Origin of the sequence: Mesorhizobium sp. YIM 152430 (assembly GCF_029210365.1) — a bacterium.
GTDB lineage: Bacteria > Pseudomonadota > Alphaproteobacteria > Rhizobiales > Rhizobiaceae > Aliihoeflea.
On the sequence record NZ_JARGES010000027.1, the window covers coordinates 457958 to 472400 of the forward strand.

Below are 14443 nucleotides of genomic sequence, written 5' to 3' on the forward strand. Positions count from 1 at the left end.
CGCGGTGCCAGATAAGCCACGCTTTATCAACATGTTAGTTGAAAAGGTTCGATTTACCGCGACAAACTGGGGAAAACGCGGCGATCGTGTGGCGATCGGGCCTACCTGCCGTCCGACTGCACGAGGATGCAGTGCCGGTCCGAACATGCGATAAGAGCGCTCCTTAGAGCCACTCGCACCACGGATCTCGACGTGTTCGACGCCATCTTCAATGCCTTCGTTACCCTGCTCGTGACGATCGACCCGCCGGGTCTGGCGCCTCTCTTCCTGGCGCTGACGGGCGGCATGAACCGCGCCGAGCGCGCGCAGGTCGGCCTGAGGGCCAGCATCATCGCCTTCGCCATTCTGGCCCTGTTCGCCGTGGCCGGCACGACGATCCTCGCCGTCTTCGGCATCACGCTTCCCGCGTTCCGCGTCGCCGGCGGGTTGCTGCTCTTCTACATCGCCTTCGAAATGATCTTCGAGCGCCGCAACGAGCGCAAGGAAAAGAGCGCCGACGCCGCCATCACCGTCGACCACATCCGCAACATCGCCGCGTTCCCGCTGGCGCTGCCGCTCATCGCCGGTCCGGGCGCCATCTCGGCGACCGTCCTGTTGTCGGGCACATTCGAATCGGCCCCCCACCGTGCCCTGCTTGTCGCGATCATCGCCGCCTGCATCGGGCTGACCTGGCTCGTCTTCATCGCCGCCGAACGGATCGACCGGTTTCTCGGCGAAACCGGTCGATCGATTCTCACGCGCCTTCTCGGCGTCATCCTGGCCGCCCTTGCGGTCCAGTTCGTCGCCGATGGCGTCAAGGCGCTTATGGCAGTCGCCTAGCCGTTATTGGGCCGGCGCGGGCTCCGCTGGAGCCGCCGGCTCAGCCGGCTGGCCGACAGCGGCCTGGATATAAGTGTTGATCTGCTCGGCGAGCGCGGGATCGGTCTGCGCCTGCTGGATGATCGTGCCATACTCCTCGACCGTGATGCCGTCGACGGATTCCACCGCCTCGACCATCTCTTCGCTGGCCTGCTCGCGCACGGTGTTCTGCGCGTCCTCGCCCTCGGCCTCTTGAAGCTGCGGCGCATAGGTGCGGTTGATCTGGTCGACCTGGAGGAAGGCGACGACGAAGGATTGCAGCTTCGCCTCGTCATAGTTTGCGGCCGGCGCCGTCTGTTCGGCGGGGGCCTGTGCTGCAGGCGCTTCCATCGTCTCCTGCGCGATCGCAGGCAGCGCGGTCGCTCCCGCAAAGCCCAGCGTGGTCGCGAGAATTGCTGCGCGGATCTTCATGTTCATCGGCATGTTAAGCCCTTCCATTTCGATTGCCGGAAGTATTTCGCAGTTCCGGCATGTTTGGTCGCATCGGCTCGAAAGGCTTGGGAGAAAGCCGATCGATGAAAACACAACCATGTATTCATCCGACGACGTCGGTGATTTCAGCAACCCGGAGATTGGCATCGATTGTTCGAATTGCCACTCAATTGATCTTTGAAGGTGAGATAAAAATTCAAAAAGGGCCGGTGCAGTGTGCACCGGCCCTTTGCGAAATCATAACGAATGGAAAGATCAGAACGGAATTTCGTCGTCCAGATCGCGACCATAACCACCGCCGCCGGACTGCCCGCCGCGGCCGCGATCGTCTGACGGACCCGACTGGCCGAAATCGCCGCCCCGACCACCCGATTGGCCTCCGCCATAACCGACCTGACCCTGGTCGCCGCCCTGCCCGCGCGAATCCAGCATCTGGAGTTCGCCGCGGAACTTCTGCAACACGATCTCGGTCGTATAGCGCTCGACGCCGTCCTTCTCCCATTTGCGGGTTTGGAGCTGGCCCTCGATATAGACCTTCATGCCCTTTTTCAGATACTGCTCTGCAACCTTGGCCAGATTGTCGTTGAAGATGACGACCTGATGCCACTCGGTCTTTTCCTTGCGCTCACCCGAATTCTTGTCGCGCCAGCTTTCCGAGGTCGCAATGCGCAGATTGACGACCGGGTCGCCGGAGTTGAGGCGGCGCGTCTCCGGATCGGCCCCGAGATTACCCACCAGAATGACCTTGTTGACGCTGCCTGCCATCTCGCTCTCCAAAACACGCAATTCAATCTTTGGCCGGCACCATAGTGGATGAGGCCGTGCGGTGCGCCGGTGAAGTTCGGGCGGTCCACAACAAACATGTTCCGCTTTTGTTCTAAGCGAAACAAAGCCGCCGTCAAGCGAAGTTTTGCTGCGTGCCCGCCAGAACGACGAAGGCCCCTGACCATCGAGGGTTCAAGGGGCCTTCTTGTCACCGCATGGGTGACTATATCGATAGCCGAGTATCGATCTATAGATTCGAAAGCGACTTTACGTCGTTCGACACACGTCTCTGATTTTGAGTTGTTCGTCGACAAGCTGTCGACGTGACCGCATCGAAGCGGTCAGATGAGCCTATCCGGTGGAGTCATGCCTCACCTCATGATTGTCTCACGGACGTCACCGAGCCGATCGGTTGACCATATGATGGTGCCCCCGCCCCGCCCCTGCGTCAAGCCGAAATCGATGTCAGGAGTATGTTCATTGTTCGTTCTTTCCGCTTGAAGGTCGCCCCGAAAAGCCGCAAAAAGACCTCGACTGCGCGCTCCGCTCTCGACGGAAGCGCTTGACTACCTAAATGTGCGGCTTGGCCGGACGGCTCATTCCCGGCATCGCAATCAGGAAGGCGACGTTCGGCTCATGGCGGACCACAAATTCATCTCCGTGCGCGGCGCGCGCGAGCACAATCTGAAGAATCTCGACATCGACCTGCCGCGCGACAGCCTGATCGTCATGACCGGCGTTTCGGGGTCGGGCAAGTCGTCTCTGGCCTTCGATACGATCTATGCCGAAGGCCAGCGGCGCTATGTCGAGAGCCTGTCGGCCTATGCGCGCCAGTTTCTCGAGATGATGCAGAAGCCTGACGTCGATCAGATCGACGGCCTGTCTCCGGCCATTTCGATCGAGCAGAAGACGACGTCGAAGAACCCGCGTTCGACGGTCGGCACCGTTACCGAGATTTACGACTACATGCGTCTGCTCTTCGCGCGCGTCGGCATTCCCTATTCGCCCGCGACCGGACTGCCGATCGAGAGCCAGACGGTCAGTCAGATGGTCGATCGGGTGCTGGATATCGAGGAAGGCACACGGCTTTACATATTGGCGCCCATGGTTCGCGGTCGCAAGGGCGAGTACCGCAAGGAACTTGCCGAGTTGATGAAGAAAGGCTTCCAGCGCGTCAAGGTCGACGGCACCTTCTACGAGATCGCCGACGTGCCGGCGCTGGACAAGAAATACAAGCATGACATCGACGTGGTGGTCGACCGCATCGTGGTGCGCGGCGATCTGGCGACGCGGCTCGCGGATTCCATGGAGACCGCGCTGCGCCTCGCCGATGGCCTCGTCATCGCCGAGTTTGCCGACAAGCCGCTCGGCGAGGAGATGACCGGCGCGGACGCCGTCAACAAGTCGAAGAACGAGACGCATGAGCGCATCCTGTTCTCGGAAAAATTCGCCTGCCCGGTTTCGGGTTTCACCATTTCCGAAATCGAGCCGCGGCTGTTCTCCTTCAACAACCCTTTCGGCGCCTGCCCGACCTGTGACGGCCTTGGCAGCCAGAAGGCGATCGACCCGTCTCTGATCGTTCCCGAAGACCATGTTTCGCTGCGCGAGGGTGCCGTCGCGCCGTGGGCGAAGTCCTCTTCTCCCTATTATGTCCAGACTCTGGAGGGTCTTGGCCGTGCCTATGGCTTCAAGATCGGCGATCGCTGGCGCGACATCGACGAAGAGGGCCGCAACGCCATCCTGCACGGCACCGGGACGCGCAAGATCGAGTTCGCCTATGAAGACGGGATGCGCAGTTACAAAACGTCGAAGACCTTCGAAGGCGTGATCCCTAATTTGCAGCGCCGCTGGAAGGAGACCGAATCCGCCTGGATGCGCGAGGAAATCGAGCGCTTCATGTCGGCCACGCCCTGCCCGGCCTGCAACGGCTACCGCCTCAAGCCCGAGGCGCTGGCCGTCAAGATCAACGGTCTCCATATCGGACAGGTCACCGAAATGTCGATCCGCAAGGCGGTCGGCTGGTTCGAGGACCTGCCGAACGCACTGAATGAAAAGCACAACGAGATCGCCGTCCGCATCCTGAAGGAAATCCGCGAGCGGCTGCGCTTCCTGAACGATGTCGGCCTCGACTATCTCACCATGTCGCGGAACTCCGGGACGCTTTCAGGCGGCGAAAGCCAGCGCATCCGCCTTGCCTCGCAGATCGGCTCGGGCCTGACCGGCGTGCTCTACGTGCTCGACGAGCCGTCCATCGGTCTCCACCAGCGCGACAATGCGCGCCTGCTCGACACGTTGAAGCACCTTCGCGATCTCGGCAACACGGTCATCGTCGTCGAGCATGACGAGGACGCGATCCTCCAGGCGGATCATGTCGTCGACATCGGTCCCGCCGCCGGCATCCATGGCGGCACGGTTATCGCCGAGGGCAAGCCGTCCGAGATCATGGCCAACCCGAACTCGCTCACCGGCCAATATCTGTCCGGTTCGATGGGCATCGCCCTGCCGGCCGAGCGGCGCAAGCCGAAAAAGGGCAAGCGCATCAAGGTCGTCGGCGCGCGCGGCAACAATCTGCGCGACGTGTCGGCCGAAATCCCGCTCGGCACGTTCACCGCCGTCACCGGCGTCTCGGGCGGCGGCAAGTCGACCTTCCTCATCGAGACTCTGTTCAAGGCGGCTTCCCGCCGCATCATGGGTTCGCGCGAGCACCCGGCCGAGCACGACCGCATCGAGGGCCTCGAATTCCTCGACAAGGTGATCGACATCGATCAGTCGCCGATCGGCCGCACGCCACGTTCCAACCCGGCAACCTATACCGGTGCATTCACGCCGATCCGCGACTGGTTCGCCGGCCTGCCGGAAGCCAAGGCGCGCGGCTACCAGCCGGGCCGTTTCTCCTTTAACGTCAAGGGCGGCCGCTGCGAAGCCTGCCAGGGCGACGGCGTCATCAAGATCGAGATGCACTTCCTGCCCGACGTCTACGTCACCTGCGACGTCTGCCACGGCAAGCGCTACAATCGCGAGACGCTGGACGTCACCTTCAAGGGCAAGTCGATCGCCGACGTGCTCGACATGACGGTCGAGGAAGGCGTCGAGTTCTTCGCCGCCGTGCCGGCCGTGCGCGACAAGATGGAGACTCTGAAGAAGGTCGGCCTCGGCTACATCCATATCGGCCAGCAGGCGACGACGCTTTCGGGCGGCGAGGCCCAACGCATCAAGCTCGCCAAGGAACTGTCGCGCAGGGCGACCGGCAAGACCCTCTATATCCTCGACGAGCCGACCACCGGTCTGCATTTCCACGATGTCGCCAAGCTGCTCGAAGTGCTGCACGAACTCGTCGACCAGGGCAACACGGTCGTCGTCATCGAGCACAATCTCGAAGTCATCAAGACCGCGGACTGGGTCCTCGACCTCGGCCCCGAAGGCGGCGACGGCGGCGGCCGGCTCGTCGCCTCCGGCACACCCGAAGACGTCGTCGCCGAACCGAACAGCTACACCGGCCAGTTCCTCAAGGAACTCCTCGAGCGCCGCCCGGTGATCGGCAAGGCTGAGGCGGCTGAGTAATCAGCCTCCAAACTGCTTTGCGAGCAAAATACTCACTGCAATCAGCGCCAGAAGAAGAAGAATTGCGGCACCGTTACGAGAATATCGATAGTTGCGTTCCCCTGATTTGACACGGTTCCACTCTTCTTTGAGGATTGGCCGGGCCAAATCATTGAGTTCGTCGGCTGCTACTGTTGCTTCCGAGTATTGATCTTTTCGAACCAAATTACGAACTTCGTTTAATTTGACTAAAAACTGTTTATTGACGTCCACGCGCTCTGAATTTAACTCATCTGGATTTAAGCGAAGGCATATCGACGTAAATGCTCGAGCTGCATTATCGTAGGGAATCTGCATTGCCTTCCAATGATCCTGCCAAGTTGAGGCAGTCGGAGTCTTATCATTGTTCCAAATCTCGTTAGCGCCGGCGATAAATCGTATTGAAGCAACATACTGGGCAATTTCGGAGCGCAAACAATTAATCCAATCTTGCCGGAATTCTGATATCTTCTGTTCTTTTGAAATTACCAAATTTAGAAAGGAAAAAAATCCAGCGATAAGTGCAGCGGTAACAGCGCCAATAGCAATTATCTGCGAGTTCGCTCCCATATATCCCTCCCCCAAAAAAATGATTTGATACTTGGTCAAAAAGTCAGTCAAGAAGAAAATTTCGCGTCCCAAATGAAGAGATTGGACATCCGTTATGGCAAATTCAATCCGCGCGGGCATCGGTGGCTGGACGTTCGAGCCGTGGGAAGGCAGCTTCTATCCCGACAAGCTCGCTAAGAAGAAGCAGCTCGAATATGCCAGCCGTCAGATCCCGACGATCGAGATCAACAGCACCTATTATCGCGGCCAGACGCCCGAGACCTTCGCCAAATGGGCGGCGGACGTGCCCGAGGGCTTCGTCTTTTCGGTCAAGGGCAACCGCTTCGTCACCAACCGCAAGGTGCTGTCGGAAGCGGGTGAATCGATGCAGCGCTTCTTCGGCACCGGCCTCGCCGAGATGGGCGACAAGCTTGGCCCGATCGTCTGGCAGTTCGCGCCGACGAAGAAGTTCGAAGCCGACGACTTCGAAGGCTTCCTCGAACTGCTGCCCGAGAGCCGTGACGGCGTTTGCTTCCGCCATGTGCTGGAAGTGCGTCACGACAGCTTCGCGGTGCCGGAATTCGTCGCGCTCGCGCGCAGGCACAAGGCCGCGATCTGCTTTGCCGACCACCACACCTATCCGGCAATCGCAGACCTGACGTCCGACTTCGTCTATGCGCGCCTGCAAAAGGGCGAGGACGACGTGCCGACGGCCTATCCGCCCGCCGAACTCGACCAGTGGGCGAAACGTGCGCGCATCTGGGCCGAAGGCGGCGAACCGGGCGATCTGCCGAAGGCTGACCCGTCGGCGAAGCCGGAACGACGGCCACGCGACGTCTTCGTCTATTTCATCCACGAGGGCAAAATCCGCGCGCCGCAGGCGGCGCAGGCATTCATGCAGCGCGTTGCCTCATAAAAGTTCGCGCAGGATCGCCGGCAGCATGTCCGGCAGGTCGTCGGCGATCAGTCCCGGTCCGAAGCGCGCCCCGGCTTCCGCATGAATCCAGACGGCGGCGCACGCCGCCTCGTAGGTGGGCATCCCCTGCCCGGCCAATCCCGCGATCATGCCCGCCAGAACGTCGCCGGAGCCGGCGGTCGCCAGAAAGGGTGAGCCGTTGCCGTTCACCGCAACGCGTCCATCCGGTCCGGCAATCGTCGTGTCCGGCCCCTTGTAGACGACGATCGCCCCCGAGCGGCGCGCCGCTTCCATCGTGCGGCCTGCCTTCGATTCCTCCTTGATATCCGCGAACAGACGCCTGAACTCGCCCTCATGCGGCGTCAGCACCACCTTCCATCCTGATCCGGCAACCAGGCTGAACAGGCCCTCCGGCTCATCCTCGAACGCGGTGATCGCGTCTGCATCCAACACCAGCGTCGCGTGCTTCTTGCCCGGCGCGCTTGACAGGATCGCCTCGACGAATGCCCGGCATTTGACGCCGACACCGAAGGCCGGGCCGATCACGACCGCCGCAGGCGATCGTTCAGTCAGGAACGCGGTCAACGCGGCCGCGTCTTCGATTTCCGCCAGCATGGTCGACGTCAGATGCGCAGCGTTTGTCGAAAGCGCGTCCCGCGGCGACCCCACAGTAACCGCACCGGCGCCGGCGCGTGCCGCCCCTTTCGCCGAAAGCCGCGCGGCTCCGGTATTGAGCGGTCCGCCCGAAAGAACCAGCACATGCCCCCGTCGATATTTATGCGCATCACGCGCTGGTCGCGGCAATGACGCCGCCCACAGGGCGGGCAGATTACGGTTATCAGACATGACGGTCGGATCATTCATTGCACACTATCGCTGCATGTTGCCCGAAATTTAGGCATCGATATCCTTCTCCTCTGCCACCTCCGGTCTTCGGTTTCCCGTTGCCCTCATGCGGCCCGCCTGCGGCCAGCGCGGCAATCGCTGCATTCTGCAAAAAACCCGAAAACGGGACGCGGATTCGCCAAAACTGGCATGAGTCGTGCATACTTTTCGCCGAAACGGGACTGTCAGCCTCGTTTTTATCGTATCGGAGGCCAATTTCGCATGAAAAAGATCGAGGCGATCATCAAGCCCTTCAAGCTCGACGAGGTGAAGGAAGCTCTTCAGGAAGTCGGGCTCCAGGGCATCACCGTGACCGAGGCGAAGGGCTTTGGTCGCCAGAAGGGCCACACCGAGCTCTATCGCGGAGCCGAATATGTCGTCGATTTTCTTCCCAAGGTGAAGATCGAGGTCGTGCTTGGCGATGACCATGTCGAACAGGCGATCGAAGCCATCCGCAAGGCGGCCCAGACGGGCCGGATTGGTGACGGCAAGATCTTCGTATCCAGCGTCGAGGAAGTCGTACGCATACGGACGGGAGAGACCGGCATCGACGCCATCTAGGCGCGGGCCGATCTGGGATTTCAAAGTTCAACTACAGGGAAACTGAAAATGACCACTGCAAATGACATCCTCAAGCGGATCAAGGACGAGGACGTCAAGTTCGTCGACCTGCGTTTTACCGATCCCAAGGGCAAGCTTCAGCATGTGACGATGGACGTCACGGCTGTCGATGAAGACATGTTCGCCGATGGCGTCATGTTCGACGGCTCCTCGATCGGCGGCTGGAAGGCCATCAACGAGTCCGACATGGTGCTGATGCCCGACACCGAGACGGCCCATATGGACCCGTTCTTCGCGCAGTCGACCATGGTCATCGTCTGCGACATTCTCGATCCGGTTTCGGGCGAGGCATATAATCGCGATCCGCGCACGACCGCCAAGAAGGCCGAGGCTTATCTTCGTTCGGAAGGCTATGGCGACGAGGTCTATGTCGGCCCGGAAGCCGAATTCTTCGTCTTCGACGACGTGAAGTACAAGGCCGATCCCTACAACACCGGCTTCAAGCTCGATTCCTCGGAACTGCCGTCCAACGACGATTCCGAATACGAAACCGGCAATCTCGGCCACCGTCCGCGCGTCAAGGGCGGCTACTTTCCGGTTCCGCCCGTCGACTCGCTCCAGGACATGCGCTCCGAAATGCTCTCGGTCATGTCGGAAATGGGCGTGGTCGTGGAAAAGCACCACCACGAGGTCGCGGCCGCCCAACATGAGCTCGGCATCAAGTTCGATGCGCTGACCCGCAACGCCGACAAGATGCAGATCTACAAATACGTCATCCATCAGGTCGCCAACGCCTATGGCAAGACGGCGACCTTCATGCCGAAGCCGATCTATGGCGACAACGGTTCGGGTATGCACGTCCACATGTCGATCTGGAAGGGCGGCAAGCCGACCTTCGCCGGCAACGAATATGCCGGTCTGTCGGAGAACTGCCTGTTCTTCATCGGCGGCATCATCAAGCACGCCAAGGCGCTCAACGCCTTCACCAACCCGTCGACCAATTCCTACAAGCGCCTGGTCCCCGGCTTCGAAGCCCCGGTCCTGCTCGCCTATTCGGCGCGCAACCGCTCGGCCTCCTGCCGCATTCCGTTCGGCAACTCGCCGAAGGCCAAGCGCGTCGAGGTCCGCTTCCCCGATCCGACCGCCAATCCGTATCTCGCCTTCTCGGCGATGCTGATGGCCGGTCTCGACGGCATCAAGAACAAGATCCACCCTGGCCAGGCCATGGACAAGGATCTCTATGACCTGCCGCCGAAGGAGCTGAAGAAGATCCCGACCGTTTGCGGTTCGCTGCGCGAAGCGCTGACCTCGCTCGACAAGGATCGCGGCTTCCTCAAGGCCGGCGGCGTGTTCGACGACGACCAGATCGACTCCTACATCGAGCTCAAGATGGCCGAAGTGCTGCGTTTCGAAATGACGCCGCACCCGATCGAGTTCGACATGTATTATTCGGTCTGATCGGACCGCATCGAAATGCGCAAGGGCGGCTCTCGGGCCGCCCTTTTCGTTTCCGTATCGTTATGGCCAGTGCCGGTGCTGCGCCTCGATCGTCGCCAGCACGGCCTCGGCGCCGATCTCGCCGGCCGGCCGCTCGGTATGAAGGCGCTGCGCGACGATGTCGAAACCGTGCATCTGCGTCGCGCGCGCCGGCGTTGCCGCCCAGACCTGCTCGATCGCGCGCGCCAGATTTCCGGGCCGCACATACTCGTTGTAATATTCAGGAACGACCGGCCAGTCGGCGATCAGGTTCGGCAGCGATGCCGACCAGGTCTTCACCAGGCTCATCAGCGCGCGCCAGACCGCGTCCGTCTTGTAGCAGGCGACCAGCGGCACCCGCGCGAGCGCCAGTTCCAGCGACACCGTTCCCGACGCGGCCAGAGCCGCATCGGCCCGCGCGAAGGCATCGTACTTGCCTTCGGCATCCTCTATGATGCGGGTCGGAACCGGCCAGTCGGCAATCGCCTGATGAACCAGCGCCGCCACCTTCGGCACGGTTGGGATCTCCACTTCGAAGCGGTTGCCGCGCGCCACGAGTTCCTTGACCGTATCACCGAAAGGCCCGATCAGGCTCGACACTTCGGCCCGGCGCGAGCCGGGAAGAACCAGAAGCGACTTCGCGGCCCAGGCCGGATCGCCCCGGTTCATCTGCGCGGCAGCCGCGTGGCGCAGCCCCGCATCCTGCGTCAGCCGATGGCCGACGAATGTTCCCGCAGGTCCGCCGAGCCGTTCCAGTTCACCCGGCTCGAACGGCAGCAGGCACAGTATATGGTCGATATAAGGCTTCATCTCCACCGCCCTGCCCGGCCGCCACGCCCACACGCTCGGGCAGACATAATGGATCGTGGGCAGGGTCGGCAGGATTGCCCGCACCTTGCGCGCGACGCGCAACGAGAATTCCGGGCTGTCGATGGTGATCAGGCAATCCGGGCGCTCGGCCGCGATGGACTTTGCCGTCTGGTTGAGCCGGCCGATCAGGCGCGGCAGATCCTTGACGACTGCGGTGACGCCCATCAGCGCGATCTGCGACCCGTCGAAAAACGAGTTCAGTCCCCGCGCTTCCAGATGCCGCCCGCCAACGCCGACCAGTTCGATCGGCCGACCCTTAAGGCGCCCAATGGCGTCGATCAGGTCGGTTCCGAGAAGGTCGCCCGATTCCTCGCCAGCGACGATGGCGATCTTCAATGCCTGCATCAATCGTCACCCTTCAGGCCATAGATGAAGACGCCCTGCGCCTTGGCGCGCGCCACGGTCGTTGCGAAATCCAGGATGAAGGCCCGCTCCGCATCGAGCGCGATACCCTTCAAACCGGCCGCAAATGCGGCGTCGACCGTGTCGGGTCCTATCGCCGGAAGATCGGCGCGCAAATCCTGGTCGGGTTTGGCGCATTTGACCAGAACGCCGCCAGACCGTCCCGCCAGTCGGCCGTGGCCACGCATGGCCGCGACGCGTTCGAGCAGGCCCTCCGTCCCCTCGATGCCCTCGAGTGCCACCGCCCGACCGCCGATGGCAATGGCGGCTTGCCCGATATCGAGCGCGCCGATCGCCTTGGCCGCAGCGGCGGCAGCACGAATGTCGCGCATGTCGATCGCCGACGGTTTTGGCCCGGCTATCAGCCCCGCATCGGCCAGAAGGTCAGCCGCCAGCTCATGCGCGCCGATGACGGCGATTCCATGTGTTTCGAGATGGCCGATGATCGTCCGCAACAGGCCGTCATCGCCGGATGCGAGCGCCCTGACGAGCCGCGGCAGCATCGAAACGAGAGACCATGACCAGCGGATCGCGCCCAGCGCAGGCCGGCGGGCGACACCGCCCGCCATCACCACCTTGTCGACACCGGCATCTTTCAGCATCGGCACGAGCCTGCCGAAATCCTCCACGCGCAGCCAGCCATGATCATGGCCGACAAGCTGCGGTAGCGGCTTTGCCTCTCCTTCGATCAGGATGAGATAAGGCCGGATGCCGCGCGCGTTGAGACTTTCGACGATTTCGACGGGGAGACGCCCGCTACCCGCGATCAGCCCGATCCGCCCTTCGGCGCGATCAGTCCGCGTCATCGGTTTCGACACCGCGCTCGTTCAGAGCCGGCACCGTGAAATAGCGTTTGCCGCGCGCCTGAAGGAAGGAAAGAATGTCGGCGACCGCAGGCGAGCGCCCATATTCCGCCGCAACCAGCGGGATCGCTTCGGCAAGCGTCCGGCCCGGCGCGAAAAGCATCTTGTAGGCGGCGCGCATCTCCATCAGTTCGGCGCGCGAATGGCCGGATCGCTTGATGCCGATCACATTCAGGCCGCGCAGCTTGGCCCTGTCGCCCACCGCCATCCCATAGGGGATGACGTCGCCGACGACGGCCGCATATCCACCGATGAAGGCATGATGGCCGACCCGCACGAACTGATGCACCGCGGCAAGCCCGCCAATGGTGACAAAATCGCCGATCTCGCTGTGCCCGCCGAGCGCAGTGGAGTTCGCCATGGTGACATTGTCGCCGACGATGCAGTCATGCGCGACATGCGAAAGCGCCATGAAATAGCCGTTCGAGCCCACCGTCGTCGCGCCGCGCGACGTATCCGTCCCGACATTGAAGGTCACGCCTTCGCGAATGTCGCAATTCGCGCCGACCGTCAGCGTCGTGCGTCCGCCCTTGTGCTTGACGCTCTGCGGTGGCCCGCCGAGAACGGCATTCGGCGAGATACGGCAATCCGCGCCGACCGTCGTCGCGCCGAGCACGCTCACATGACCGACCATCCGCACCCGGTCGCCGATCTCGACCTCCGGTCCGACATGGCAGAACGGCCCGACATGGACACCGACGCCGAGCCGCGCACCCGGCTCCACAACGGCCGACGGATGGATGAATGTCTCGTCGGCCATGCCGTCAGCCCTGCTTGGCCGACATCATGGCCGAAATCTCGGCTTCCGCGACCTTGGCGCCATCAACGATCGCCTCGCAGCCGAAGCGCCAGATATTGCCACGCTGCTTCAGCTTCTTAACATGCATTTCGAGCCGGTCGCCGGGAACGACCGGCTTGCGGAACTTCGCCCCGTCGATCGTCATGAAATAGACCAGCGAAGGCGTCGAAGCCGCCGTCTTGTTGATGCAGATCGCACCGGCGGTCTGCGCCATCGCCTCGATGATCAGCACGCCCGGCATGACCGGAAATTCGGGGAAGTGCCCGGTGAAATGCGGCTCGTTCATCGTCACGTTCTTGATGCCGATGGCCGATTCGTCGCCATTGATCTCGATGATCCTGTCGACCAGCAGAAAGGGGTAGCGATGCGGCAGAAGCTTGAGCAAATCCTGAATGGTCAAACTGTCGAGCGTGGTCGAATTCGCGTCAGTCATCGCCGCCTTCCTTGGTCTTTCGCGAGCCGGATACGAGTTTGCGGATATAGGTGACTTCGCGGAAGAAGTCCTTCATCGGCTGCGCGGGCATACCGCCCCATCGGCCGCCATCGGGAATGTCGTGCATGACGCCGCTCGCGGCCGCGACCGCCGCGCCGGTCCCGATGGTGACGTGGTCGGCAAGGCCGACACGTCCGCCCAGCATCACGAAGTCGCCGAGCGTCACCGACCCCGACAGCCCGCAATGGCCGGCGATCACGCACCCCCGACCGAGCCGGACGTTGTGCGCGATCTGGACGAGATTGTCGATCTTGCTGCCCTCGCCGATTACCGTGTCGGACATCGCGCCGCGATCGACGGTCGTGTTCGCGCCGATTTCGACGTCATCCTGAATGATGACCCGGCCGATCTGCGGCATCTTTTCGGGACCGCGCGGCCCGGTCACGAAGCCGAATCCGTCCTGACCGATCTGCGCGCCGCCATAGATCAGCACGCGATTGCCCAGCAGCGCATACTGCACGGACACATTGGGCCCGATATAGCAGTCGCGTCCGATCCGGCAGTTGCGGCCAATGACGGCGTTCGGCGCGATGACCGTTCCAGAGCCCACATGCGCGCCGGCGCCGACCACGGCGCCCGGCTCGATGATCGCGCCATTCTCGACCGAAGCTGTCGAATCGACATAGGCGCGTTCGGAAATGCCGGTCTCGGAGGTCAGCGGCGCCGGTTTGGCAGCCGTCGGGAAGAGCAGCCGCCCGATCGTCGCGAATGCGTGTTGCGGCTTGCGGGTGACGAGAACGGCGACGCCGGAAGGAACCTGGTCGGCGATATCGGCAGTGCACAGCACGGCCGTCGCCTGCAATCCGGTCAGATGATGCGCGTTGCGCTTGCCATCGACGAAGACGAGCGCGCCCTCGCCTGAATCGGACACGGGAGCGATACGGCTGACCGGCGTTTCGGCGTAAGCGGCATTGGCGAGATCCGCGCCCGTGAGCGCGGCGATCTCGCCAACCGAAAAGGTTCTTGCCGGCTCAAAGAAGAGCGGATCTGTCATT

General features: G+C 62.1%; 14 protein-coding genes. 5 read left to right on the forward strand and 9 right to left on the reverse strand.

The window, feature by feature from the left end:
- Positions 1–126: 126 nt before the first annotated feature.
- A complete protein-coding gene (locus PZ895_RS09985; protein ID WP_275838855.1) occupies positions 127–819 on the forward strand; it encodes a MarC family protein in 693 nt (230 codons plus the stop codon).
- A gap of 3 nt (positions 820–822) precedes the next feature.
- Here the strand turns inward: PZ895_RS09985 and PZ895_RS09990 are convergent, their stop codons facing one another.
- Both PZ895_RS09990 and ssb read right to left on the reverse strand, forming a co-directional pair.
- A complete protein-coding gene (locus PZ895_RS09990; protein WP_275838856.1) occupies positions 823–1281 on the reverse strand; it encodes a DUF4168 domain-containing protein in 459 nt (152 codons plus the stop codon).
- Between the two features lie 264 nt (positions 1282–1545).
- A complete protein-coding gene (gene ssb, locus PZ895_RS09995) occupies positions 1546–2055 on the reverse strand; it encodes a single-stranded DNA-binding protein (protein ID WP_275838857.1) in 510 nt (169 codons plus the stop codon).
- Between the two features lie 636 nt (positions 2056–2691).
- Between ssb and uvrA the strand changes: the two genes are divergently transcribed.
- The gene (gene uvrA, locus PZ895_RS10000; RefSeq protein ID WP_275838858.1) at positions 2692–5616 is read left to right on the forward strand and encodes an excinuclease ABC subunit UvrA; all 2925 of its coding nucleotides are present in this window, start codon (positions 2692–2694) and stop codon (positions 5614–5616) included.
- Here uvrA and PZ895_RS10005 read toward each other — a convergent pair whose 3' ends face one another.
- Positions 5617–6255, reverse strand: a complete 639-nt coding sequence (locus tag PZ895_RS10005; RefSeq protein ID WP_275838859.1) for a hypothetical protein — start codon at positions 6253–6255, stop codon at positions 5617–5619.
- Between the two features lie 43 nt (positions 6256–6298).
- Here PZ895_RS10005 and PZ895_RS10010 point away from each other — a divergent pair, with 43 nt between their 5' ends.
- Positions 6299–7099, forward strand: a complete 801-nt coding sequence (locus tag PZ895_RS10010; protein WP_275838860.1) for a DUF72 domain-containing protein — start codon at positions 6299–6301, stop codon at positions 7097–7099.
- Here the strand turns inward: PZ895_RS10010 and PZ895_RS10015 are convergent.
- A complete protein-coding gene (locus tag PZ895_RS10015; RefSeq protein WP_275838861.1) occupies positions 7094–7945 on the reverse strand; it encodes an NAD(P)H-hydrate dehydratase in 852 nt (283 codons plus the stop codon). The two genes, PZ895_RS10010 and PZ895_RS10015, sit on opposite strands and share 6 nt — an antisense overlap.
- 261 nt (positions 7946–8206) lie before the next feature.
- Between PZ895_RS10015 and PZ895_RS10020 the strand changes: the two genes are divergently transcribed.
- Positions 8207–8545 (forward strand): P-II family nitrogen regulator, encoded by a 339-nt coding sequence (locus PZ895_RS10020; RefSeq protein WP_275838862.1) that lies wholly within the window; start codon positions 8207–8209, stop codon positions 8543–8545.
- A 48-nt stretch (positions 8546–8593) separates the two neighbouring features.
- A complete protein-coding gene (glnA, locus tag PZ895_RS10025; protein WP_275838863.1) occupies positions 8594–10003 on the forward strand; it encodes a type I glutamate--ammonia ligase in 1410 nt (469 codons plus the stop codon).
- 60 nt (positions 10004–10063) lie between these two features.
- Here the strand turns inward: glnA and PZ895_RS10030 are convergent, their stop codons facing one another.
- Genes PZ895_RS10030 through lpxD form a run of 5 tightly spaced genes read right to left on the reverse strand, consistent with a single transcriptional unit; the run spans position 10064 to position 14442 of the window.
- Complete coding sequence (locus PZ895_RS10030) at positions 10064–11236, reverse strand: lipid-A-disaccharide synthase (protein WP_275838864.1); 1173 nt, start codon at positions 11234–11236, stop codon at positions 10064–10066.
- Positions 11236–12099 carry a UDP-2,3-diacylglucosamine diphosphatase LpxI gene (gene lpxI, locus PZ895_RS10035; RefSeq protein WP_275838865.1) on the reverse strand — a complete coding sequence of 288 codons (864 nt, stop codon included), beginning with the start codon at positions 12097–12099 and terminating at the stop codon, positions 11236–11238. The genes PZ895_RS10030 and lpxI overlap by 1 nt, the downstream gene beginning before the upstream one ends.
- On the reverse strand, positions 12086–12916 hold the full coding sequence (gene lpxA, locus PZ895_RS10040; protein WP_275838866.1) for an acyl-ACP--UDP-N-acetylglucosamine O-acyltransferase: 831 nt from the start codon (positions 12914–12916) through the stop codon (positions 12086–12088). Before lpxA ends, lpxI begins: the two co-directional genes overlap by 14 nt.
- A gap of 4 nt (positions 12917–12920) precedes the next feature.
- The gene (fabZ, locus tag PZ895_RS10045) at positions 12921–13388 is read right to left on the reverse strand and encodes a 3-hydroxyacyl-ACP dehydratase FabZ (protein WP_275838867.1); all 468 of its coding nucleotides are present in this window, start codon (positions 13386–13388) and stop codon (positions 12921–12923) included.
- Positions 13381–14442 (reverse strand): UDP-3-O-(3-hydroxymyristoyl)glucosamine N-acyltransferase, encoded by a 1062-nt coding sequence (gene lpxD, locus PZ895_RS10050; protein WP_275838868.1) that lies wholly within the window; start codon positions 14440–14442, stop codon positions 13381–13383. The genes fabZ and lpxD overlap by 8 nt, the downstream gene beginning before the upstream one ends.
- Position 14443: the final 1 nt, after the last annotated feature.